The 24,683-nt window shown below is 52.8% G+C and carries 21 protein-coding genes; 10 read left to right on the top strand and 11 right to left on the bottom strand.

Annotated elements, in window-relative coordinates:
• Positions 1–150: 150 nt before the first annotated feature.
• The 3 genes from ACYVC2_RS20885 to ACYVC2_RS20875 are packed head-to-tail and all read left to right on the top strand — an operon-like array spanning position 151 to position 3,873.
• A complete protein-coding gene (locus ACYVC2_RS20885) occupies positions 151–342 on the top strand; it encodes a hypothetical protein (RefSeq protein ID WP_461105336.1) in 192 nt (63 codons plus the stop codon).
• 56 nt (positions 343–398) lie between these two features.
• Positions 399–3,353, top strand: coding sequence for a TonB-dependent receptor (locus ACYVC2_RS20880; protein ID WP_461105334.1), 2,955 nt, complete (start codon positions 399–401; stop codon positions 3,351–3,353).
• 13 nt (positions 3,354–3,366) lie between these two features.
• Positions 3,367–3,873, top strand: coding sequence for a hypothetical protein (locus ACYVC2_RS20875; protein ID WP_461105332.1), 507 nt, complete (start codon positions 3,367–3,369; stop codon positions 3,871–3,873).
• Between the two features lie 46 nt (positions 3,874–3,919).
• Here the strand turns inward: ACYVC2_RS20875 and ribD are convergent, their stop codons facing one another.
• Positions 3,920–4,945: a bifunctional diaminohydroxyphosphoribosylaminopyrimidine deaminase/5-amino-6-(5-phosphoribosylamino)uracil reductase RibD gene (ribD, locus tag ACYVC2_RS20870; RefSeq protein ID WP_461105330.1), complete on the bottom strand. Its 1,026-nt coding sequence runs from the start codon at positions 4,943–4,945 to the stop codon at positions 3,920–3,922.
• 76 nt (positions 4,946–5,021) lie between these two features.
• On the opposite strand from ribD, the gene prmC reads away from it, so the two are divergent.
• The 4 genes from prmC to ACYVC2_RS20850 all read left to right on the top strand — a co-directional run bounded on the left by prmC (position 5,022) and on the right by ACYVC2_RS20850 (position 8,400).
• Positions 5,022–5,870: a peptide chain release factor N(5)-glutamine methyltransferase gene (prmC, locus tag ACYVC2_RS20865; RefSeq protein ID WP_461105328.1), complete on the top strand. Its 849-nt coding sequence runs from the start codon at positions 5,022–5,024 to the stop codon at positions 5,868–5,870.
• A 31-nt stretch (positions 5,871–5,901) separates the two neighbouring features.
• Positions 5,902–6,879, top strand: a complete 978-nt coding sequence (locus ACYVC2_RS20860) for an AAA family ATPase (protein WP_461105327.1) — start codon at positions 5,902–5,904, stop codon at positions 6,877–6,879.
• A gap of 51 nt (positions 6,880–6,930) precedes the next feature.
• Positions 6,931–7,446, top strand: coding sequence for a peptide-methionine (R)-S-oxide reductase MsrB (gene msrB / locus ACYVC2_RS20855; RefSeq protein WP_461105325.1), 516 nt, complete (start codon positions 6,931–6,933; stop codon positions 7,444–7,446).
• A 99-nt stretch (positions 7,447–7,545) separates the two neighbouring features.
• Positions 7,546–8,400, top strand: coding sequence for a DUF2911 domain-containing protein (locus ACYVC2_RS20850; RefSeq protein ID WP_461105323.1), 855 nt, complete (start codon positions 7,546–7,548; stop codon positions 8,398–8,400).
• A 321-nt stretch (positions 8,401–8,721) separates the two neighbouring features.
• Here ACYVC2_RS20850 and ACYVC2_RS20845 read toward each other — a convergent pair whose 3' ends face one another.
• The 9 genes from ACYVC2_RS20845 to ACYVC2_RS20805 form a co-directional block, all read right to left on the bottom strand.
• Entirely contained in the window at positions 8,722–9,327 is a 606-nt protein-coding gene (locus ACYVC2_RS20845; protein WP_461105321.1) for a Uma2 family endonuclease, read from the bottom strand.
• A 34-nt stretch (positions 9,328–9,361) separates the two neighbouring features.
• Complete coding sequence (locus ACYVC2_RS20840) at positions 9,362–10,894, bottom strand: MBOAT family O-acyltransferase (protein ID WP_461105319.1); 1,533 nt, start codon at positions 10,892–10,894, stop codon at positions 9,362–9,364.
• An 87-nt stretch (positions 10,895–10,981) separates the two neighbouring features.
• Positions 10,982–11,953 carry a glycosyltransferase gene (locus ACYVC2_RS20835; RefSeq protein WP_461105317.1) on the bottom strand — a complete coding sequence of 324 codons (972 nt, stop codon included), beginning with the start codon at positions 11,951–11,953 and terminating at the stop codon, positions 10,982–10,984.
• A gap of 61 nt (positions 11,954–12,014) precedes the next feature.
• Positions 12,015–12,998, bottom strand: coding sequence for a glycosyltransferase family 2 protein (locus ACYVC2_RS20830; protein ID WP_461105315.1), 984 nt, complete (start codon positions 12,996–12,998; stop codon positions 12,015–12,017).
• A 70-nt stretch (positions 12,999–13,068) separates the two neighbouring features.
• Positions 13,069–14,811, bottom strand: a complete 1,743-nt coding sequence (locus ACYVC2_RS20825; RefSeq protein ID WP_461105313.1) for a hypothetical protein — start codon at positions 14,809–14,811, stop codon at positions 13,069–13,071.
• A gap of 4 nt (positions 14,812–14,815) precedes the next feature.
• The gene (locus tag ACYVC2_RS20820; RefSeq protein WP_461105311.1) at positions 14,816–16,249 is read right to left on the bottom strand and encodes a DUF6056 family protein; all 1,434 of its coding nucleotides are present in this window, start codon (positions 16,247–16,249) and stop codon (positions 14,816–14,818) included.
• Between the two features lie 16 nt (positions 16,250–16,265).
• The gene (locus tag ACYVC2_RS20815; protein ID WP_461105309.1) at positions 16,266–17,198 is read right to left on the bottom strand and encodes a DMT family transporter; all 933 of its coding nucleotides are present in this window, start codon (positions 17,196–17,198) and stop codon (positions 16,266–16,268) included.
• Between the two features lie 91 nt (positions 17,199–17,289).
• The gene (locus ACYVC2_RS20810; RefSeq protein WP_461105307.1) at positions 17,290–18,366 is read right to left on the bottom strand and encodes an LptF/LptG family permease; all 1,077 of its coding nucleotides are present in this window, start codon (positions 18,364–18,366) and stop codon (positions 17,290–17,292) included.
• Positions 18,367–18,397: 31 nt separating this feature from the next.
• The gene (locus tag ACYVC2_RS20805) at positions 18,398–19,057 is read right to left on the bottom strand and encodes a metal-dependent transcriptional regulator (RefSeq protein ID WP_461105305.1); all 660 of its coding nucleotides are present in this window, start codon (positions 19,055–19,057) and stop codon (positions 18,398–18,400) included.
• Between the two features lie 198 nt (positions 19,058–19,255).
• Between ACYVC2_RS20805 and ACYVC2_RS20800 the strand changes: the two genes are divergently transcribed.
• Positions 19,256–20,590 (top strand): Nramp family divalent metal transporter, encoded by a 1,335-nt coding sequence (locus ACYVC2_RS20800; RefSeq protein WP_461105303.1) that lies wholly within the window; start codon positions 19,256–19,258, stop codon positions 20,588–20,590.
• A gap of 118 nt (positions 20,591–20,708) precedes the next feature.
• Complete coding sequence (locus ACYVC2_RS20795) at positions 20,709–21,899, top strand: hypothetical protein (protein WP_461105301.1); 1,191 nt, start codon at positions 20,709–20,711, stop codon at positions 21,897–21,899.
• A gap of 44 nt (positions 21,900–21,943) precedes the next feature.
• Here ACYVC2_RS20795 and ACYVC2_RS20790 read toward each other — a convergent pair whose 3' ends face one another.
• Positions 21,944–22,981, bottom strand: a complete 1,038-nt coding sequence (locus tag ACYVC2_RS20790; protein ID WP_461105299.1) for a helix-turn-helix transcriptional regulator — start codon at positions 22,979–22,981, stop codon at positions 21,944–21,946.
• A 114-nt stretch (positions 22,982–23,095) separates the two neighbouring features.
• Here ACYVC2_RS20790 and ACYVC2_RS20785 point away from each other — a divergent pair, with 114 nt between their 5' ends.
• On the top strand, positions 23,096–24,640 hold the full coding sequence (locus ACYVC2_RS20785) for a TROVE domain-containing protein (RefSeq protein WP_461105297.1): 1,545 nt from the start codon (positions 23,096–23,098) through the stop codon (positions 24,638–24,640).
• Positions 24,641–24,683: the final 43 nt, after the last annotated feature.

Raw genomic sequence — 24,683 nt, 5'->3', positions numbered from 1 at the left:
TATCGATGATGATCGCCTGGACTTCTGCAGGAGATTAACCTACGTTTTTGGTAGCCATGCACAGTCGCTTAAATGACTGTAGGTCAGCATATTGCCCATTTTTCGAAATAAATACGCTTAAAATTCCACTTAACAGCATATTGAAACGCCATGAATCAATCAATACGTACGCACTACGCCGATGCTACTCTCCCGGCCTTTTGCTCTGTATCTCCCCTACCTACTCATCGACAAACGCCTTTACGTAGCAAGACGCGCCGAAACAGACTAGATTCTACTCTGATCGTCAACCAGTTGCTGAGCGATTCCTCCCCGGCAGTTATCGACTACCGGATTGGTTAACCGTTGCCTGACAGCTTGACAAACCTGTTTTACCATCAACTCTTCCCATGCTTATTATGAAACAAAAATTACTCGGTCAGAACCTGGTTTCTGCCTGTTTTAGCGTCTTTGTGCTCATTATGCTGTTACCCATGACAGTTCTGGCGCAGACCAAACGAATCAGCGGAAAAGTATTCGCCAGCAATAATAACGAAGCACTTCAGGGCGTCAATGTGCTGATCAAAGGGAACGCCAGGAAAGGAGCCATCACAGACAATCAGGGTACATTTTCACTGGAAGCTATGCCGAACGACGTGCTGGTGATTAGTTTCATCGGCTTCAAATCGAAAGAACTGAAAGTAGGTAGTGAAAGCTCTTTTAACGTCGCTCTGGAAGAGGACGCCACGCAGTTGACCGAACTGATCGTCACCGGAACCCGCAATACCGGCCGTACCGTGCTGGAAACGCCGGTTCCGGTAGATGTGATTTCGATTAAAGATATCATGGGCGATCTACCCCAGATGGATTTGGCCCAGATGCTGGCCTTCGTGGCACCCAGCTTCAACTCTGTTCGCAATCAGGGGGGCGACCTCGACTCGCACGTCGATCCGATACAGCTCCGGAACCTGGCTCCTAATCAGACCCTGGTGCTGATCAACGGCAAACGGCGGCATACGTCTTCGCTGCTGATTACTACAACGGCGGTGGGCAGCCCCTCTACGTCGGTCGATATGATGACTATCCCGGCGGCTGCTATCGATCGGGTCGAAATCCTGCGCGATGGGGCGGCTGCCCAGTATGGTTCGGATGCCGTTGCCGGGGTGATCAACATCATTCTGAAGAAAGGGACCAACAAATTGACGGGCAGCCTGACGGGTGGCGGCTACATAAACTCGGGTGGTCAGGCCGGCGACCTGACGCAGTCGGGTAAGCCCGATGGATTCAATTACCAGTTCGATGCCAACTACGGCTTTAAGATCGGCGATAAAGGCTACCTCAACATCACGGGGCAGATCACACAGCGCCGACCCACGGTCCGCCCATTTGTTAACGACTGGGAGATTTACGACAATACCTACCTGAACAACCTGCGTACGGACAAAACAGGGCGCCCGATCATTACCAACCCGGAGCTGATCAACGCGCAGGCCGCCGGAAACACTTCGCTAATGTCGACCCTAAAAACCGAGTCAGGGCTATTGAGTGCCCGGAACCTGTCCAGAGCTGATTTTGCGGTATACGCGGGTATGCCCGGCATTACACTGGGAACGGCTTTCTACAACGCAGGCTATGAGATCAGCCCCAATACGACCTTGTACAGCTTCGGCGGCATCTCGTACAAATACCTGAAAGGATTCTCCTGTTACTACCGACGCCCTTCGCAGACCGACCGTTTCAACTACCTGCTCTATCCGAACGGGTTCCGGCCCCAGCTCACGACCAACACCGGCGATGTGTCGAGCACCGTTGGCATTCGTAGCAAAGTCGGTGAGTTCAGTGTCGATTTCAGCAACACCTTCGGCAGCAACACCTCCCAGATTGGCATGGTCAACACCTTCAACGCGTCTATCGGGGCCAATTCGCCGGTAAACATGAACATTGGCACCAACCAGTTCACCCAGAACTCGACGAACCTTGACTTCTCCCGTTATTTTAAAGGCATCATGAGCGGCCTCAACATTGCTTTTGGCGCGGAGATGCGGGTCGAAAATTACAAGATCATCCGCGGTCAGGAAGAAAGCTACGCCTACGGCGATGCCGGTATCGTAACGGCCACCCAGCCGGGGCTGCTGATCGGCCCGGACGGGAAACCGCTGCAGAATGAAAATGCCATACCGATCGTAGGAGCCGATGGGAAGCCGTTATCCGTATATGCCGGGCAGGAGGTCACGATCAAGAATTTTGCGGCCAACTGCCAGTGCTTTTCCGGATTCGGGCCCAAAGATGAACGGAACGCCTTCCGGACCACCATGGCCGCCTATCTGGATACCGAGCTGGAGTTAACCCGTAAATTCCTGGTAGCAGCCGCGGTTCGGGTTGAAAACTACTCGGATTTCGGCGGAGTCACGATCGGGAAGCTGGCCGCCCGCTATTCGGTCACGAACAACCTGACGATTCGCGGCTCGATTGCCACCGGCTTCCGCGCACCTTCCCTTCAGGAGTTGAACTATACCCACACGACAACGGCGTTTGTGCCCGATGCCAACGGCGTTCCACAGCCGCTGGATGTTACGACCTATCCAACCAACAGCACGGCGGCCCGGGTGCTGGGTATCAAAGGACTGAAACAGGAAAACTCCCGCACGTATGGGCTGGGACTGACCTACCAGCCATCGCGGGGCTTTGAAGTGACGGTCGACGCTTACCAGGTCGATGTCGATAACCGGATCTTCCAGACTAGTTTCTTCAATGCATCGGAAGTGGGCAATAACTACGACGAAGTAATTGGCGGGGGCGAAGCGCAGTTTTTTGTCAATGGGGCCAATGTTCGCTCCAGAGGCATCGAACTGGTGGGCAACTACACCCAGTCACTGTCGCGTACGAAAAGCTTTACGTACAGCCTGGCCGCTATTTTCAGCAAAAATACGGTGCTCAGCCGCAAAACGCTGGACCTCAACGTAGCCAACCTGACCCCAGACCAGGTAGTCGGCAAATACCTCAGCCGCGACGTGATCGGTCAGTTCGAAACCGGCACTCCCCGGACGAAACTGATTGGCTCGGTCATGTACCGACAGGGTAAGTGGGATGCGATGATCCGGGGCACTTACTTCGGCCAAATCACGTCGCTCTCGATATCGGCCGACGATAAAGGCAACTATTACGACCAGACGTTCTCAGCGCAAACGATCGTTGACCTGAGCCTGGGGTACACCCTGAATCCGAACGTGAAATTTTCGATCGGCGGGAGCAATATCCTGGACAAATACCCGCAGATCCTCCGGCCCGAAAACCGCGGCTTCACCCTGTATTCCAGTTACCAGCAGGGGTCCAACGGGGCTTATTACTACGGTCGTGTGTTGTTCAACTTCTAATTTTCAGTCGCAGATGAAACGTATTTTCAATAAACTAACGTACCGGCCTCTGCTGGGCCTCCTTCTCTCTCTGGTGGTTTTATCGACATCCTGTGAACAGAAAGAGTATGAGCCGCTAACCAATGTAGCTCCCGGTGGCGGTACGGTCTCTACCTACAAAGCTTATACACTGTCGGCGGCCGGCGGCACCACGATCAGCGGACGTGTGGTCTTTTACAAATACAATACGTCGACGACGCTGGTCCAGATCGGCCTGTATAACACAGCTTCAGGTACTTCTTACACCTCGTCGGTCTACCAGGGCAAGCTTTCCGAAAGCTCGGCAACCGTTCTGAAGCCCCTCGATTCGGTGAGCGGGACCACGGGCGAATTCGCTACCAACAAATATTTTACGATCAGCGAAGCGGGGTTCTACGATAAGCTGAACGCCTACAGCGCCAACGTCAAAATTATGGCTGGTGCGACGCTCGTGGCCAGCGGAGATATCGGCGCAAATGCTGCACCGGTTGCCCAGCAGTAACAGCATCAGGCTCCCTTTGTCATTAGCCCCAGACGATTGTCTGGGGCTATTTTTTGTATACCGTCAGTTCATCTGCTCCGACCAACTCCCGGCTCAGCAACCCACCCCGGACACGGGGCGCTTTCACGCCCTGCCCCAGCAGCATTGGGCTACGAAATACCCGCATCTCGTCCCACAGGCCCTCGTCGATGAACGAATTCAGCAAAGCCGCTCCGCCCTCGACGAGCACCGATTGAATCTTTCGTTGGTGCAGATTCGCAACCAGATCCGGGAGTGATGCCGTAGCTGAATACGTCAGATTTGGCTGCTCCAATGGCGGCTCATTCGGGTTCTGGTGATACACGATCGTCGGCTGAGCGCCATCGAACAGGTGTAGATTCGATGGAAGCGACAGGGTCCGGTCCAGCACGATCCGCGTCGGATTCTTGCCCGGCCACAGACGCGTGTCCAGGCGTGGGTTATCATTCCGGGCCGTGTTGGTACCCACCATAATTGCGTCTTCTTCGCTTCGCCAGCGATGCACGAGCCGGTTCGCCAGATCACCACTGATCCTGACGGGCCGCCCACCTTCGTGCGCCATGAAGCCGTCGGTCGTTTCGGCCCATTTCAAGATGATATAAGGCCGTTTTTGTTCGAAGAAGGTGAAAAAGCGCGCATTTAAGGCGCGCCCTTCCGACTCCATCACCCCCGTTTCGACCGCAATACCAGCCGCCCGCAACTTCGAAAACCCCTGTCCGGCCACGAGCGGATTCGGATCGTCGTTACAGCAAATGACGCTTTTGACCCGGTTCTCAATGAGTAAATCGGCGCAGGGTGGCGTTTTTCCCCAGTGCGAGCAGGGCTCCAGCGTTACATATACCGTCGCTTCGGACAACAGGTGCGCATCCTCGGGTCGAACCGATCGGATGGCATTTACTTCGGCATGCCAGTCGCCGTAGCGCTGATGCCAGCCCTCGCCAATGATGCGGGGTTTGTCGCCGTATACAATCACGCACCCAACCATTGGGTTTGGACTGACGTGCCCCCGGCCCAGGGTAGCCAGTTCAAGAGCGCGAAGCATGAATGGATTCATAGTCGTAGATCGATATTCGCGGAAGCATTAAACCGCAAACTTCCCTATTTTTGGCAAAATTACTCGACTAAACCACATGGCCACTGCCAAACCTCTTTACGATCGACTGAGTAAAAACATTACCGCCTATCCGCCCGAAGAAGCCCGGGAAATGGCGTTTATGCTGCTGGACCATTACTTTGGGTTACGTAAAACCGACGTACTGACCGATAAACCCCTGCCCCCCAACCGCACCGAGCCCGACTGGTTTAAAATCCTGGAACGGCTAAATCGCAAGGAACCCATTCAGCACGTGATCGGTACGACGATTTTCTGCGGGCTGGAGTTCGAAGTCTCCCCCGATGTGCTGATTCCACGGCCCGAAACCGAAGACCTGGTCCGGCTGATCATGCACGATTTCGCCGACCGGACCGATGATGTTCCGATCGTAGACATTGGCACCGGCAGCGGCTGCATAGCCATTACTCTGGCCAGGTTTTTGCCCCAATCGGTCGTAACGGGCTGGGATGTATCGGACCAGGCCCTCGCTCTGGCTCAGCGGAACGCAATGAATCTCAACGCCGACGTGCTGTTTAGCATCCAGGATATTCTGAACGTTCCGGCCGATTTTGGCCAGCGTTTCGATTGTGTGGTGAGCAACCCCCCTTACGTAACCCGGTCGGAGGCCGCCGACATGGACCAGAATGTGCTGGATTACGAACCCGACCTGGCCCTATTCGTCGAAGACAGCGATCCGCTGGTTTTTTACAAAGCGGTCGCCGATTTCTGCGTCCGCCATCTGACGAAAGATGGGGCCTGTTACGTTGAGATTAATGAACGGTTCGGAGCGGCTACTCAACAGGTTTTTGCCGACCGGGGTTTCCGGAACATCCAGGTTTATAAAGACATTCACGGCAAAGACCGGAGCATCCGGGCCACATTTTAATGCACTACGGACGGAAGTTCGTGATACAGTTATGCAATCGACCACTACATTCGCTAACCATACAAAAATCCGCGAGGTCTTCAGCGAGATGAGCCAGGTTGTGGTCGGCCAGGATCGCTTGCTCAATCGCCTGCTCATCGGGTTGTTTACGGGCGGGCATATTTTGCTGGAGGGCGTACCGGGTCTGGCCAAAACCCTGACGATCAACACCCTGGCCAAGGTGCTGGAGCTGGATTTCCAACGGATTCAGTTTACGCCCGATCTGTTGCCCGCCGACCTGATCGGAACGATGATTTTCAACCAGAAAACAGCCGATTTCGAAGTCAAACAAGGGCCTATTTTTGCCAACCTGATTCTGGCCGATGAGGTCAACCGCTCGCCTGCTAAGGTGCAGTCGGCCCTGCTCGAAGCCATGCAGGAAAAGCAGGTGACCATCGGCGAAGAAACGTTTGTGCTCGATCAGCCGTTTCTGGTGCTGGCCACCCAGAACCCCGTCGAGCAGGAAGGAACGTATCCGCTGCCTGAAGCGCAGGTCGACCGGTTCATGATGAAGGTATTCGTCGATTACCTGAGCAAAGAGGATGAGCTGGAAGTGATGCGTCGAATGTCGAACATGAATTTCGACTACGAAGTACGCCCGGTTTTGGGGAAAGAAGATCTGGTCGCCATTCGCAATGAAATCAACGGCATTTCCATCTCCGAAACCCTGGAACGGTATATTATCGAGCTGGTCTTTGCCACCCGCCGACCGCTGGAATATAGCCTGCGCGACGAAGCCCGCTATATTCAGTTTGGCGTCTCGCCCCGCGCCAGTATCCACCTGAATCTGGCCGCCAAAGCCCTCGCTTACTTCGACCGGCGCGACTACGTTCTGCCCGAAGACATCAAAGAAGTGGCTCCGGACGTCTTCAACCATCGGGTTATGCTCAATTACGAAGCCGAAGCCGACGGTGTAACGACGCTACAAGTCATCGATTCCATTCTACGGAAAGTAGCCATTGGCCGGTAAATTCATACGAACCTGGCCCGCAGAATTCGTGTTCTGGTTCAGTAGCCGTTTATGCGCCTGAAACCGATTCATCTGTTCCTGCTCATTGCCGTACTCGTCGTGGGTGCCCTGGGGTTCTACGGCACGTACCTCAGCAAGCCGCGTCCTCCCCACCGCCGACCACCCGGGGTTACGTCGCCCAACAACCGACGGGTTGAGAAAACAGATGCCGAATGGCGGGAAATCCTGACCCGGTCTCAATACAACATCACCCGCGAACTAGGCACCGAGTGGCCCGGCAGCAGTGAGCTGACACATGAGCATGGCGCAGGTACGTACGCCTGCGTATGCTGCCATAATCCGTTGTTTTCTTCCCGAACCAAGTTCGATTCGCACACGGGTTGGCCCAGCTTCTACGCACCAATCGTTCCGAATGCGCTCTACACCGAACCGGATGGCAACCGCACCGAAGTCCGTTGTTCGGTCTGTGATGCGCACCTGGGCCACGTATTCAACGACGGCCCCGATCCGACTGGCCTGCGCTATTGCATGAACGGTGAGGTACTGAAGTTTGTACTGGCGAAATGACAACGGCTCAATACTCCATCGACTACGGTTATTTTTCTTCAACAGGAGCTGAATGCGTAACTTGCAGACAAACTAAAAATAGTCTGTATTTTACATCCCATGAAGAGTAATCGATTTTTGTTTAGTTCAGCAACCCTTCTGCTGACCGTATTCAGCTTCTCCATCGCTACCGCGCAATTAAAAATTCCAGCTGCCAGTCCATCTCAAACAACCAAACAAAGTTTTGGATTAGGCGAGATTACTCTTGAGTATTCAAGACCAGCCGTAAAAGGACGAGCGATCTTTGGCGATCTGGTTCCGTTCGGCCAAATATGGCGTACGGGTGCCAATGCAACGACCAAAATTACGTTCTCCAGTGACGTGAAAATGGGCGGAAAGGAAGTGAAAGCCGGAACGTACGGTTTATTTACGATTCCCGGCAAGAGCAAGTGGGAGGTAATGCTGTCCAAAGATCTGAACCTGGGAGCAAATGTTGCTGATTATAAGCCAGCGAATGAAGTGGCACGGGTCGAGGTAAAACCAACTACTTTATCCAACAAAGTAGAAACCTTCACCATCAACATTGCCGATATTCTGCCCAGTTCGGCCACCCTGGAAATTATGTGGGATAACACACGCGTTCCCGTGCCGATCACCGTCGACATCGATCAGGTTATCACCAGCAACATCAAGGCCTCGATGGCTTCTGAGAAGCCTGCCTATTTCGAAGCCGCCAGTTACTATTATGACACCAATCGGGATTTGTCGCAAGCCCTGACCTGGGTCAACAAGGCCGTTGAGCAGAATCCGAACGCTTTCTGGATCATGTTGCTGAAAGCCAGGATTGAATTAAAGCTGAAAGACAAGCAGAACGCAATAGCCAGTGCGCAGAAAACAGTAGAGCTGGCCACGGCTGCTAAAAATGGAGATTATGTAAAAATGGCAAACGATCTGATTGCCAGTGCGAAGAAGTAATTTTCTGAGTTTTACTGGCCGATGCAAGCCTGTTATGATCAGCAAAGTATGTTAACAAAAAGTCAGGCCGACCGAAAGCTTTCGGTCGGCCTGACTTTTTGTTATTCTAGCATTAACGTGAATAATGGTCGACGTTTGTCATCCTGACGAAGGATCATAACGTTGCTAAATGATTTGGTTAGGAGCCCTTAAGATCCTTCCTTCGTCAGGATGACAAACGCCTTTTTCATAAAAGCTTGAAAATAAGCCACTTGACTCAGAAGACATCCGTAATTGACGTTTGTAATCGGCGCACAACTTCTGGCCTACTATTGTAAGCGCTTAAAGAGTCAACTCGAAACCGGGCAGGACGTCTTCACCGGATAGCGGGTGGTCGAAGCCGACGATCTGAATTTCGCCATTTGTCCGGAAGATATGGGTCGTCTGTGATTTAGGATCGATGAGCCACGCCAGCCGACAGCCATTCGCAATCCAGACGTCGGTCATTTTGCTTTTAGCGGCTTTCAGCGAATCAGTCACGGAAAGCAATTCGATCACGAAATCGGGGCAGATCGGCGGGAACTGTTCCTGTTCACGTTCCGTAAGCGCATCCCATCGCTCCTGACTAATCCAGGATACATCCGGCGAACGGGTACTGCCATCAGGCAAATTAAACGCCGTCGATGAGTCGAAGACTTCACCCAATTTAGTCTGGCGGTTCCAGAGCGTCACATCCGTGGTGAGCTCTGAGTTTTTGCGACCAGTTTTTCCTCCTGTATTAGGCATAACGATAATGCGTCCGTCCGATTCGCGCTCGAACTTGTAGTCAGGGTTCTCCTGACAAAAAGCGTAAAAATCGTCCGGGTTTCTGATCTGCTGAATCCGGAACGATATCGGCATTGAGGAGTTGGTTTCGACGGGAGGAATGAGGGCTGACAAGGTCTCCATGACTTCAGCAATTGGTTAGACCAAAGATACCGAATTAGAACTGGAAATAAATGAACTGATTGGAGGAGAACACCCCGAACAGATACGTTACAAACGTAATCAGGACGAACAGCACCGCGAAACGTAACGTGCTGCGGGTGGGAATGGTGAACAGAAACTGCTCTTTCAGCAATAGAAATACAATCAGAAAAACGCTGAGACCCATTTCAGTCGCGTTCATCGGGCTATCGATGGTGTCGCTAAACGACAAGGTGCCAATGCGTTTGAGGATTAGGAAGGCATCACTCAGGCTGCGGGCGCGGAAGAATACCCACGTTAGCATGATCAGCACGAAGGTAATGAGCGTATTCACCACCGCTCGTACGGGCGACCGACGGCTTTCCTGCTCGTTGGCGGGCGAGGTAATGGCACCGGGTGGCGTCCGGGAAAAGCCCATTCTCGCCAGTGCTTTGTCCCGCACCACAGCCAGAATCTGATAAAGACCGTTCAGACCGCCCCAGATGACGTACGTCCAGTTCGGGCCGTGCCAGAGCCCGCTGGCCAGAAACACGATCAGCATGTTCAGGTACTGCCGGACTTCACCCTTTCGGTTGCCACCGAGCGGAATGTAGAGATAATCCCGAAACCAGGTCGAGAGCGAGATATGCCAGCGTCGCCAGAACTCCGAGATCGATTGGGCAATATAGGGCGTCCGGAAGTTTTCCATGAGCGTAAAGCCCATGACCCGGGCCGCTCCGATCGCGATATCGGAATAGCCCGAGAAATCGCAGTAAATCTGGAAGGTATAGAAGAACGTAGCCGCCAGTAACGTCAGGCCGTTATGCGCCGATGGATTGCCATAAGCATGATCGACGAGCATCGCCAGCCGGTCGGCGATGACCAGCTTTTTAAAAAGCCCGAACGCCATCTGCATCAGACCCGCCTTTACGTTCTCTTTGTCGTATTTGAAATAGTCGTGAAACTGCCACAGTACATTCTGCGGCCGCTCGATGGGTCCCGCCACCAACTGCGGATAGAACATGACATAGAGTGCATAAATCCCAAAGTGCCGTTCCGCTTTCTGATTGCCCCGGTATACCTCGATGGTATAACTCATCGCCTGGAACGTATGAAACGAGAGACCGATGGGCAAAATCGACATATTGTCTTTATAGGACGAAATCCCACTCTGGCCGAAGAGGTGCAGCACCTTCACAAACACCCGGTTTGTTTGATGGGTAACCAGATCGGCCAAGTGCGGCAGGTGAAACGCATCGAACAGGGCTGCCACGTTTTCCGTAAAAAAACCCAGGTATTTAAAAAAAGCGAGAATCCCGAGGTTCGAAACCAGCGACAGAATCAGCAGCCACCGCCGGGATTTGCCCGCTGACTGCTCAATCCAGATACCGGCAATGTAGTCGATAACGATGGTGAGGAATAAGATCAGGATGTAGGCGGGCTGGAAAACCATGTAGAAGTAGCAACTGGCTACCAGCAACAGCATCCACCGCCCCTGCCACTTCAGGCTGAAGTAGCTGAGCGTAACGACAATAAAAAACAGTAGAAACTGTAGTGAATTAAAAAGCATCCCTCCGTAACTAGTGGCTAGTTGTGAGTCGATAGTGGTTAGTAGCAAACGTACTGACTACTATTAATCAGCAACTGTCAACTCTTTTTAATATACCCGTTCGACGTTCTCAACGAAATCCCGAAACTGACGCGCCGGAATAAATTGAGGTTGCGTTCGATACGATAACACAATGAATACCAGCAGTAATGAAATTAGAAAAGCCTGTAGAATAACAATCAGAAACGAAAACACCAGGTAGGTAGCCCAACCAGGTATGGCCGCATCGGTCAACAACCGAACGGCCACGGTCAGGCCAATGCCGAATAAAGACACCGCCACCATCATGATACAGAACAGGACAAGCCGAACCGCCGTTGTATCGATCAGCACCGATACGGCACTCAGTCCGTGCATGACCAGTGAAACGAAGTTCATCTTAGACTCGCCCGCCAACCGACGCCCTCGCTCCAGCGGGACAGCCGCGTACGGCAGCCGGGACCGAATGACGCCCCCCGGGTAGTTGTTCCAGATTTCAGAAACGTGAGCCAGTTTTCGGAGTCGGTCGGCCGGAACAAAACTAAAATTCCCGAATGTAATGACCTTGCCCGTCAGAAGCCGGAATATCGCTTTGTACACTTCGTAAAACACCCGAAATACCAGGCTTTCGTGCCGCTTGGACCGGTGCGCAAACACCACCCGGCCGGGTTGTTCAACGCCTGTTTCAAGCAGTTTCGGAATATCTTCCGGCCGGTCTTCGCCATCCGAATCCATCACAATGGCGGGGTACTGCTCCGGCAACGACGCCAGGTATGACAAACCCAGGGCGATGGCTTTCTGGTGGCCTACATTCCGGAACAGGTGCAGAATCGATATCGACTCACCAATGCCCGTCGGTAAGGTGTCGTAGTTCATCACCGAACAATCGTCTACGATCAGAAAAGCCATTCGCTGCACCAGCGCGGGCTCACAAACCAGCCGAATTCGTTCCAGCAATAACCCAAGCGCCTGCCAATCGTTAAATAACGGTATGACAATATGGATGCGATCGGGATAAGCTGTTGGATCGGAATTCAGCACGATAAGAACGTTGGAAGTCGGATGAGCGATAATTTAGTTGACGAAGCTTATGGGCTGATAATCAGACGCTGGTTTCTTTCGGAGCCGCCAGTGGTTGCCGCTGCTGATGCCGGATCAGCTCGCGAACAATGTAGAGTGGGCGGCCTTTTGCCTGAAAAAAGATGCGAAGTACATATTCCCCGATAAGGCCCAGCGCAATTAACTGAACCCCACTGAAGAGCACTATGGCAAACAAAAGAGCCGTAAACCCTTCGGGTACGTCATGATAGACAAATCGTTTGATGAGGGTTTGAATCAAATAAATGCCCGCAATTGCAATGGTGATGACTCCCATCCGGGTGATCACCTTGACCGGATATTCGCTGAAATTGAAAATACCGTTGTAAGCCAGTCGCTGCAGCATCTTAAACGAATACTTCGACTCACCCGCCAACCGGGCATCCCGCTCGTATTCGACCCCAATTTGCCGGAAACCAATCCAGCTGCGCATTCCCCGAATGAACCGGCTTTCCTCGGGCATCTGGTTCAGAACATCGGCAACCCGTCGACTGATGAGCGAGAAATCGCCACTGTCGAGCGGCAGATCGATGTAGGAAATCGACCGCATGAATCGGTAAAATGTTGAGTAGGCGATCCGTTTGAACCAGTTTTCCTTGCGTTTTTTCCGGATGGCGTAAACGACGTCGTAACCTTCCTGGTATTTCTGATAAAAGTCGGTCAGCAATTCGGGGGGGTCCTGTAAATCGCCATCGATGATAAACAGCGCTTCGGTGGCGTTAGCCGTTGCAATTCCAGCCGTCAGGGCGATCTGGTGACCGTAATTACGTGACAGAAAAACGCACTGGTAGCGGCTGTCGGTCAGGGCCAGTTGCTGCATCAGTAGCGCTGTGTTATCGCGGCTACCGTCGTCGATGAGTACTACTTCAATCGTCAGGGGCAACGATTCCATAACCGCATTCAACCGGGCAATCAAACTCGGGAAAGACTCGGTTTCGTTAAATAGAGGAGCAATTATAGAAATTTGTGGATTTGACAAGGTAGTCATGGTTGGGTCGGTGGCCGAATTGGCAAAAGTAATCTTTTTTGACGTTGGGGCCAGTTTCGCCGGGCTATTCTTAAGGAACGGTAATCATTTGCCGACTGAAGCGAATGGAATTTCGCCGATTTTCAGCGGGAATCAGCACCCCTACCCGGTAGGCTCCCGGTGGAAGCATCGGAATAATAATTTCGGCCTGCAAGGTTTTTACCGGGCGATTCAGGTAAAAATTAGCCATCGAAAATCCTACCGACGAGGGAAACAGGTACGTTCGCTGCGTCGATTGAACCACCACCGCCGACTGACCGACCGGTTCTGGCAGAGCCTCATAACCCGTTGCGGCCTGGTAGCTGTAACCGCCCCCATCGACGTGCAGATCCAGCGTCGAATCGGTGGGCATCGCATGCGCCGGTCCCAGCAGTGTGGCTTCGTAAGGCGTATAATACGAGTTGGGGTACCGGTAAATGCCGCGACGGACCGATTCACCCAGGCTTCGACCGGCCAAGTCGACAAAAGCCGACCCCCAACTGGGGCCCAGCCCCGTTTCGTTGTGCTTCTGATTGAAGGCGTTGGTCAGCAGTTGCTCTTTACGGAACGCGATTTTTGGTAGGCGGAGGCCGTACCAGATACCCCAGACCACCAGCCCCACGACTGCGCCGATTGGCACCCACCGGTCAACGAACGGCCGATTTTTGTACTGTTCACTCAGTACGTTGAGGTACAGCAGCGACACCAGCATGGCCGCGTAAATCATATAATTGCTGATCAGCATGACCTCATAACCAAAGCGTGGGCGCAACACGGCGACGACAACGGCATTGACCATCAGAAAGGCGTAACAGCCGGTAAAGAAATACCGTCGTTTCTGAAGGGCGTTCTGTTCACCTGATCGCTGGGTGCCGATTCCCCCACGTCGACGCAGGATCGATTCGTTCATCTGCCACAACAGCCAGAGCATGGCCGGAATCAGCACGAAACCCGCCAGGGTGGGCAGCAGGCTCCGCCATAGGATCGGTGCGTTCGGAAAAAAGTCGAAAAGCCCGCCCGTGAAGGTAAAAAAGCCCAGGAATACCAGGTAAGGATATTTTAGAAAAAACGTAATGCTGCTGTCGTTGCCCTGCGCATTCTGAAAATCGTGAAAATATCCCCAGATGGTCACGACCCCCACCAGCAGCCAGACACCCAGCCGTAGCCAGTGGCGCTGCGTAGCCAGCACGACCGCGCCAGCCACCCAGCCAAACAGCCCGTTGCTCATCGAAAACGACGCTAGTATCTGCAACCCAAGCCCCCCCACAAACCGATTCCGGCCTCCATTGGCGAGCAGATAAATCGTAACGACGATCAAACCGACCACAACCTGGTGCTGCAGACTGGTAATGGCCCAGGTGGTGGTCAGGTAATACTGCGGCTGGAGCAACAGAAAGGGGACGGGAACAAACGCTACCATGGGCAGATTCATCGAGCGAAAGACCCGATAAAAAATGACGGGTACGGCCAGCAGAAAAAGAAAGGCGGCAAAAATCAGCCACCGAAAATTGACGGTTCCAGTCAGTTTGTACAGAAAAACGGTGATCAGTTTTCCGGTCAGAATACGGTGCTCGTTGTTGGGCTGAAGCAACCAGTCGATTTTTTTCCCGACAGTCGGCGCGTCGATATAACCCAGAATAAAGCTTAGAAACGCATCGACATCATCCATCCACGGCACATCCACCACATAAACCGACAGCAACACGCCAAAGCACAGTACCGGAATGGCGATCAGTACGAGCGCCAGGCTGTTTATCCGACCGATTACCTTCGAAGGAGTATAAGCGACGTTCATAGGATTACTGCGCCGACGGACTCGGTTTGTCTTTCAGGGTGATCGTTTTTTTATGAAAATACTCCGCCAGGCAGCGATTCCAAAGGTGTTTCGGGTCGGCGTGGATGTCTTCCAGAAACAAGGATGCCGGGTACGCGGGCAGGGGCGGCAGCTGACTCTCGGGCTTGCCCAGAGTCAGTTGCGCGTATCGCTCTTCCATAGCCTGATTATATTGTGCAGCGCGGCCACTCAGCCAGTCGCCATACACCACAGGCAGCAACGTCCCGACGGAGGCAATCCCTATGGCCCAGACCACAGCGACCAGCATCAGCGGAGCCAGGTAGGGTTGCAGCCGCTCGGGACGGAACCGATGACGGAATGCCACGACCAAGAGCGTCAGGTTATACAGCCAGCTTAGCCAGAAAGCCAGATTGACGAGGTTGATCAGCCGCGGAATCGGTGGAATACCGACTCCATAAAAGTGCAGAGAAATCAGGGCCAGCACCGTGGCGGCACCATGCAGCAGGCCCAACACCGGATGCAGGCGCAGGTAAGCGGGCAGATCGGACAATCGATTGCGCGACCCGACGAGCTTCCAGGCCACGGGCAGGTAAAGTAACGACAGGGGTATCCAGGGGGTCAGCAGCACCTGGCGGGGTACGTATTTGGCCGCAAACTTTAATGACGAACCCAGCGTCAGCGGAATATTGCTGCTGTTGGGGTTACCACCCATTCGAATGGCATTGCCAGGTGCTTTCATCAGGAAATAGCAGGACACAGCCGCTACGCCTAGTAAAATCAGCACCGTGACCGATAGCCGACGGCGCTGGATCAGCTCGCCCAGGGCAATGAGGCCCAGTACCGATGCAACCAGCACCATCGTCATTTCGCTCGATCCGATAATGGCCGATACCAGCAGGCTCTCCGCCAGAATATAGCCCGGCAGCAAGCCGAACCCACGTCGTTGGTGGGCAAGCAGCGTAGCCAGCAAAAACAAAAACAACGTGCTGGAAAGGCCGTAGCTGGCCAGGCCCGTGTACCAATACAGGTATTCTGGTATACCGGTCAGGGTTGTGATAAAGCCAATGAAAAGACCCAGTCCGACCGCTAGTTTCGTGGTGGCACCAAACACCCGATTTAGCCACTGACTAGCCAGCGCGTAGCAACCGCCGACCAGTAACGCCAGCAACAGGATCGGATAGATCTTATAGCCGCCGAACCACCCGATTACCACCGGGTTGGTATGTACGATGAAATTATGAAAGTACCGACCCGTCCAGCCGTCGTAATACAGCTGCTGGGCTTCCCAGAAACCGTAGTGCAGCACTGTGTTGGCAAAACAATAATCATCCGTGGGAGAGGGATGGTTATACGTCGCCAGGACGATGAGAGGTAAAAGTATCACGATGGCAAAGATGACCAACAGCACCGTAATAACACGCGATACAACTATAGACATACTTCGTATAAGACGGTTACGTCGAGGCAGGCAGGCGAGCCTGTGTCTTGGTAAACCGGTTGTTTAGAAATGGATAAGCGAGCACGGCGGCCAGAATAATCAGGGTGCCAATATAGAAACCAGACGTCATACGTTCGGCATCGCCGAAGATCAGTACCGCCAGCAGAATGCCATATACCGGCTCCAGGTTGACCGTCAGCACGGCCATGTAGGGCGTAAATTTACGCAGCAGCCGCACCCCCACCGAATACGCATATACGGTGCAGACAAGCGCCAGAATCAGCAGCCAGAGCCATTGCCAGGGTGTTTCGGGCACATACTGAACGGGTACATTGCCCGCCGGCGAATCGACAGCCTGCACGCCGATCCAGAGGGCAAATGCGCCCAGCACAGCCCCGCCCATCTCGTAAAATGAGATGACCAGTGCATCGTACCGATGCGTGAACCGACTGTTGATGATGGTAAACAGAGAAGAAAGCATGGCTGAAAACACGGCCACCAACAAGCCGACCACTTTATCGAACTCGAACTGAAAAATCACATACAGCCCCAGCAGCACGACCGCCCCCAGGAGCACTTCGATCAGACGTACCCGCCGGCGCAGCACCAGAGGCTCCAGCACACTCGCCCAGAGCGAACTAGTGGCCATACCAGCCAGACAAACTGACACGTTGGCAAGGCGGGCAGCCAGAAAAAACAGCACCCAGTGCAGGGCGATAACAGCCCCCGTTGCCAGCAGTCGCCAGCGATCGGCCGCTGGCACGCGAAGGCTCTGTTTGCGATATATCAGCACAGCTCCCATACCCAGCACGGCCAGAAACGTCCGGAACAGCACCACCGCCGAGGAGTCGAGCGGCTGGAGCAGTTTGCCCAGAATAGCCGTAAACCCCCAGATCAGAACAATGAAATGGAGCTGAAGGTAATCCGTAAGCGAAGGCTTGTTTATCATGATGTGATCAATGAATAATGAACAATGTAAAATGAATAAAACAGACGGCTAGCCATTATTCATTATACATTGTTCATTATTCATTAAGCTATTACCTCGGTATCGTGTTATACAGCAACACGCCGATGGCTGCAAAAATAGCGTTTGGTAACCAGACTGCCACAATCGGATTTAAGTTACCTGATTCAGCAATGCCTTTGGCCAGCATAAAAAACAACAGGTACGTAAACGCCAGGATAAAGCCCAGCGCCACCTGCCAACCCACGCCCCGACGGCTCTTGCGGGCCGACATGATTACACCGATGACCGTCAGGATGATGATAGCAAAGGGGCGGGTATCGCGGCTGTATTTTTCGAGCAGGTAGGTTTCTACCCCATCTGAACCCCGGCTTTGCAGCAGGGCGATGTGTCGGTTCAGTTCTGGCCGGGTCAGGGTCTCGAACAGGTTGAAGTCGGAGTCGAAATCATCGGGTTTCAGGTTTAGAGTCGTGTCGATGCGGGTGCCGGAGGTCAGTGATTCGCGCAGGCTGTCGATCGTCCGGATTTTGTAATCGTATACGGCCCACTTCTTTTTCTTGGCGTCCCACTCGATTCGGTCGGCCGAAAGTTTTTCTTCGAGCTTGTTCCCTTTCACACGCTCCAGAGTAAACTTATAGCCTGTATTGCTCGCGTTCGAATAGCTTTCCAGATAAGCGTAGGTCTGGGGGGCTATCTTGATGTGGTTGTTGCGCTTGGAAAACGTATATACGTCGTTGATGTACTTTATTTCAAAGGCGATCCTGACTTTATTGGCCTTCGGAATCAGGTAGTTGACCATAAAATACGTAGCCACGGCCAATACCGAAGCCCCCAGTACGTACGGAAACAGAAGCCGGATGAAGCTAACTCCGCTGCTCAGGATCGCAATGATTTCGGTACGGGCGGCCAGGCGCGACGTCAGGAAGACCGTGGCGATGAAGACCATCAGCGGACTGATGTAATTGGCCCAGTAGGGTATGAAATTGAGGTAATAGTCCCACAAAATTTCGCTGCCCGGCGCATTGGTCTTGTGGAAGTTGTCTACTTTCTCGGTGTAGTCGATCATGACCACTACCAGCACGATGACCATCACCACGAAGATGTAGGTCTGTAGAAATCGCTTTAAAATATACCAGTCTAATAATTTCATAAACAGAGCCGTCGGGCGATTCACTCACAGACTAACGACTATCTACCAATAAATTTTTTGCCACTTCGTTGCTGACGAACACAATTCGCCCCCCTTCGATTCGCACGACTACCGACTTGTCGAAGGCGCTGGTTTCCGTTACGGTCACCAGGCAGCCCAGCGTTAGGTTCGAGTGGTCGAGGTGTTGCAGAAATTCGGGCGAATGTTCCAGTACCCCCATCAGGCAAACAGCTTCGCCCACAACCACCTCCGACAGTTTTCGGTAACCGGTCGTCGGCATCTTGCCCGCCGACGTCGGTATCGGATCACCGTGCGGATCGAACTGCGGATTGCCCAAAAAAGCATCTAGGCGAGTCACCAGTTCGTCGGACCGGATGTGCTCCAGTTCTTCAGCAATTTCGTGGACGGCATCCCAGCCGAAACCTAACTTTTCAACCAGAAACACTTCCCACAGCCGATGACGCCGGATAATCTGCAACGCCAGCCGTTCGCCCTCGTCGGTCAGCCGAACGCCCTGGTATTTTTTATAGTGGATCAGTTGCTTGTCAGCCAGTTTCCTGAGCATATCCGTCACCGACGCAGCCTTTGTCGAAGTCATTTCTGCCAGCGCATTGGTGCTTACCTCCCCCTGCTGGCGGTTGGCCAGGGCATAGATCGTCTTCAGATAATTTTCTTCAGTGAACGATTGCATAAACAACAGCCTTGTGATTGAAACGGTAAAAGAACAGGAAACCGTTTGCGGGCAAAGGTAGTTTTTATGTTAAACTTTCTAAAAATTTAGACTAGTCTAAATTTTTATTTCAACAATCCCTATATTTGATTCGTTATAGCTGGGACAAAGCCGACTCGCCGTAGTTATTCAAGCCAGCACCCGCGGTGCTATTAGTAAATGGAAGCAACAAATACACCTATAAAAGGTTGGAGACAAACGAATGAGGCCAATTCACTAGCCGAAGTACACGGATCCGTTCATGTGCCGGCAGGAGCTGGTTTCTTCAAAACCCTGCGTGCGTACCTTGGCCCCGGCATGATGGTTGCGGTGGGGTACATGGACCCTGGCAACTGGGCTACCGATATTGCCGGAGGGGCACGTTTTGGATACCGGCTGCTGTCGGTAGTGCTTATTTCCAACCTATTTGCAATTTTACTTCAACATCTTGCTCTGAAACTTGGCATTGCTACGGGTCGTGATCTGGCACAGGCCTGCCGCGATCATTTCAGTCGTCCGGTTGCCATTGGCTTGTGGCTGTTGGCCGAAATTGCCATTGCGGCTACCGATCTGGCCGAAGTCATCGGGTCGGCCATTGCGCTGAATCTGCTGTTTGGCCTACCGCTTCCGGTTGGTATTCTGATCACGGCGCTGGACGTACTGCTGCTGCTTTATCTACAGAATAAAGGGTTTCAGACGATCGAACGGATCGTAGCGAGTCTGATCTTTCTGATTATCGGTTGTTTTGGCTACGAACTGCTGGTTTCCCGACCCGCCATAGGTGAGGTCGTGGCGGGGCTGGTGCCCAGCGCAGAAATTATCAGCAATCCGGGTATGCTGTACATTGCCATCGGGATTCTGGGCGCTACGGTTATGCCGCATAATCTCTACCTGCATTCGAGCATCGTTCAGACCCGCGACTTCAAACGTGACGATGCCGGTCGGCAGACAGCCATTAAGTTCTCGACCATCGATTCAACGGTTTCGCTGTTTCTGGCATTCTTCATCAATGCCGCTATTCTTATCCTGTCGGCGGCCGCTTTCCACTTTTCCGGAAACCAGTCGGTGGCCGACATTACCGACGCCCACCGACTGCTCGACCCGGTACTGGGGGTTAAGATGGCAGGAATTCTGTTTGCCGTTGCGCTGCTGGCATCTGGCCAGAACTCCACACTGACGGGTACGCTGGCGGGTCAGATTGTAATGGAAGGCTTTATCAACCTGCGGATTCAACCCTGGCTACGCCGACTCATTACCCGATTGGTGGCCATTGTTCCGGCTCTCGTGATCGCGATTCTGTACGGCGAGCGCGGCACCAGCGAACTGCTTGTATTCAGTCAGGTTATTCTGTCGCTACAACTTAGCTTTGCCGTGGTGCCGCTGGTGCAGTTTACCAGCGATAAGCTGAAGATGGGCCGTTTCGTCAATCCAGCCTGGCTGAAAACCCTTTCTTGGATCGTAGCTGGAATTATCATCGTCCTGAACGGCTATTTACTGTGGGACACAATCGTCTGATATACAATCATCTAGCGACCTTTGGTTAGACCAATTTCATGCTTACCATAATCTATTAGGCCTGTTCTTAAGCTAAATAAAACCTGGAATCTGTCTATTTTTGAGTAACCACTCTTTTTTGACTGATCATTCCGTGCACTTCCAGAGTTACCGAGTTCTCAGCCTCTTATTATTAATCTTTTGTTTTGCCGAACGGGCTTATTCGCAGCTATTTTTTACGCAGGGTTATGTCATCCTCACATCAGGTGATACGCTTAGGGGCGAACTGAAAGAGCGTACCAGCCGGAAACTTGAATTCCGGTCTCAATCAGACGGTTCTATTCAGGAGTACACCCCTGACCAACTCTTCGGTTATCAGTTAACTGGTGTTAATCGACTGTCGGTTCATCTGATCGAGGCTGACCAGATGAACTCCTATTTTATGCGTGAGCAACTCAAAGGTCATGTCAGTTTATACAGTTTGTTCAACCCAGAAGGTCGGCTGACTCACGCACTCCAGTTGCCGGATAAGTCATTTGTACCCTTGCGGGGTAATTTGGCTTTAATGATGCTCACAAAAAATTTGACCGCCTGTAGCGATCCGGCATTCGCCCGACAGCTTGATACCCGAAGCTTTTATCCTGACAATGTTCATTATGAGCGTATAATCAGAGCGTATAATCACTGTGTAGATCCGACTCAACCAATAAAAAGCCCCAAAAAAGCATTCCACTACGAAACTGGGTTAGCTGTGGGGCTTGCCGTAAACAGTTGGAATTATACATTTGGTGACCCACCCGATAATATCTATTGGCTCCCCAATGGTATATATGGGCCAAACTATACGACAGCCATCAGCGGCTTTTTTACGCTTGCCCCCAGAAAACGGCTGTCGCTGGGCCTGGAGGTATTGTATACGCACAGTCACGGCAATCGGGTTATTACCATCAACAATCCACTTGACCCTACCGATACACGCAGCCGATTTTATTCTTTTGAAGAAAACTATTTCGCCTTTCCACTTACCTGCCGATATGTTTTTATGAACAGGACTATACGCTGGTATCTGAAAGCAGGCTTCGCTCCTGCCCTGGCAACGTCGATAAAAAGCTATTATACCTTCTCCGGTTATGAAAGGGATATCCTTATCCGGCCGGGCTTTACTATAGGTTATCTGGTCGGCCTTGGAACTGAATTACCAATGGGCCAAAAACATAAATTATATATTGAAGCGCGTATGATGCCTCATGTGGTAACCGATCGCGCTACCCATATGGCCGATGCCCGCTCGTTCCAATTGATGCTCAGTGTTCCGTTGTTTGAGCACTGAAGTTGCAGGATATCTGGCGAAAAAGGCGTGTACTGATCTGACCATCAGGTCTCTGTTTTGCTGGGGTTCTCCTGTTCATACAGCGCGATTCCTTTTCGGAACTTCTGGTAGATTTTTTCGCGCAGCCGCGCTGGCGACAGGACTTTCATGCCGTCGCCGAAGCCCAGAATCTCGCGCTCCAGCTCAAAATTCAGTTGCACGGTCAGGCAGATGACAACGCCGTCGTCCCGTCGTTCGAGCAGTTCCTGCGACGGATGCAGCGGTTTGGTTTCCACGTAAGGAGCATGTTCGGCCGACACCCAGAGCTGAACCCGGCAGGGACGCAGCGTCTGGCTGACCGTTACACCGATGACATCGGTATAGTACGCACCGGCCACCAGGTCCGCGTTGTCGCGGTATGGAATCGTGTCGAAAGGTTCGATGTGCACAATCCGATCCAAAGCCAGATGCTGAATTTCCGGTTGACTCCCACGGACACCCACCGCAAACCACCGATTCTTGAACTCCTTCAGCCACCAGACATGAAACGGAAACTGATTGGGCAACCGGGCTTTGAAGGATTGGTACGTGATCGCAACAGCTTTCCGCTGTATAATCGCCTGATACAGCGTATCTAAATGCGCTAACCCTTTTAGGTGATCGTTTTTTTCGAAATCGATCAAGGGTCGCTGATCCGACTTAGCCGAATAGACGTGCGCTTCCAGCTTCTGAACGACACCGCTCAACTGCTCGAAATGCGAAAAGCCTTTGAATTGCCTGAGCACCTCGACGGCCTCGCTGATTCGGCCCAGGTCATGGCCCGTCAGTGGAATCTGCGTGATGCTATAGTTCGGATCGTCGTAGGCATAGTATTTCTTATCGATAACCACAATGGGCGCATTGTAGCCCAGTTTGTCCGAGCGCATCATTTGCAAATCGGCCTGAATGGTTCGGCGGCTGATGCCTTTCTCCATTCCCTCGTATTCGTACAAAGCCTCCGAAACGGCTTCGATCAGGGCCTCCAGCGTCCACTGGCGATACTTGTTGGTCAGGCAATTATCAATAGCCCGGTAACGAATAAGGGCATTTCGGTTGACAGGCATGGCTGGTGGCAAAAGATTTTTTCAAAAAACTATATTTTTTTCCAACTACGCAAAAAGACTGCGCAGAGGCCCTAAACCTTTGTATCGTCAAGTTTAGAAAAACCGCCGACGACCATGAAATTCAATCGGATTATTACCCAGCTCTTCAACCAAAACCCAACGCCAGTCGTCAACTACGAGGGCGCCAAAGCGTATTCGCTGACGCCGGAGATGGAACTGTATTCGGCTGTGGTTACGACGATGCTGAACGATTCGTTCTACGAAAAGGCCGACCAGCGGCTGGCCCGCATTCAGGCGTTGGTGGATCAGGTCGATCCGGTCTTTGTGGCGAAACTGGCCGTTTATGTTCGGGAGCAGCTTTACCTGCGCTCGGCCCCGGTTGTCCTGCTGGCGGAGCTGGCCAAAGTACACAACGGCGACCGGCTGGTTAGCAAAGCCGTTGGGCGAGCCATTCAGCGGCCCGACGAGATCGTGGAATTGCTGGCCTACTATCAGTTGACGAACAACCGGACGGGCGCGAAAAAGCTCAATCGGATCTCGAAACAGATGCAGAAAGGGTTGGCGATGGCCTTCAATAAATTCGATGAATACCAGTTCGCCAAATATAACCGGGATACCGCCGTCAAGGTCCGGGATGCGCTGTTTCTGGTGCACCCGAAAGCCACTGACGACGCTCAGCAGGCGGTTTTCGACAAGATCGTGACGGATACCCTGACGACGCCGTACACCTGGGAAACCGAGTTGAGTGCGCTGGGACAGACTACCTTCGCAACCGAAGCCGAAAAACGTGCGGCTGTCCGGTCAAAGTGGGAAGAGCTGATCGACAGTGGCCGACTGGGCTACATGGCCGCGTTGCGAAACCTGCGTAACATGCTCGAAGCGGGCATTAGCGGGGCGCATGTAGAAAAGGTCTGCGCGCTGCTGACCAACGAAAAAGCGGTTCGGAAAGCCAAACAGTTGCCGTTCCGGTTTTTGTCGGCTTACCGCGAACTGAAAGGATTATCATTCGGGTACGTACCGATGCTGCTGGAAGCGCTCGAAGATGCCGTCTACGTCAGCGTGGCCAACCTGCGTGGGTTCGATGCAAAGACTAGTGTAGTCATTGCCTGCGATGTGTCGGGCTCCATGCGGATGCCCGTTTCGCCCCGAAGCAACGTACTTTTCTACGATATCGGGTTGCTGCTCGGCATGCTCCTGCAGGCCAAATGCCGGAACGTCGTCAGCGGTATGTTTGGCGAACGCTGGAAAACCGTTCCGTTGCCCTCGCGGCAGATACTGGCCAACGTCGACGCCTTCTACCGGCGCGAGGGCGAAGTAGGCTATGCTACCAACGGCTATCTGGTCATCGACGACCTGATCAAACGGCGCTATCGGGCCGACAAAGTGATGTTGTTTACCGATACGCAGTTGTGGGATAGCCAAACGCGGAACCGAAGTCAGGAGAATACGCTATCGGCAAAGTGGTTACAGTATAAAGCGCTGTTTCCGGAGGCAAGGCTCTATCTGTTCGATCTGGCGGGCTACGGTAAGGCTCCTTTACAGGTCGAGCCGAACGATGTATACCTGATCGCCGGCTGGTCGGATAAAGTTTTTGATGTACTGCAGGCCCTCGAAGAAGGGCAAACGACGCTCAGCGCGATTGATCTGATTGCGCTTTGATATCACCCCGGTAAGGCTTTCGGGCTTTACCGGGTTATCGAAA

The sequence above is a fragment of the Spirosoma koreense genome (assembly GCF_054777875.1).
Note: the sequence above shows the minus strand (reverse complement) of the source record. Positions and strands in the feature narration are given on the sequence as shown.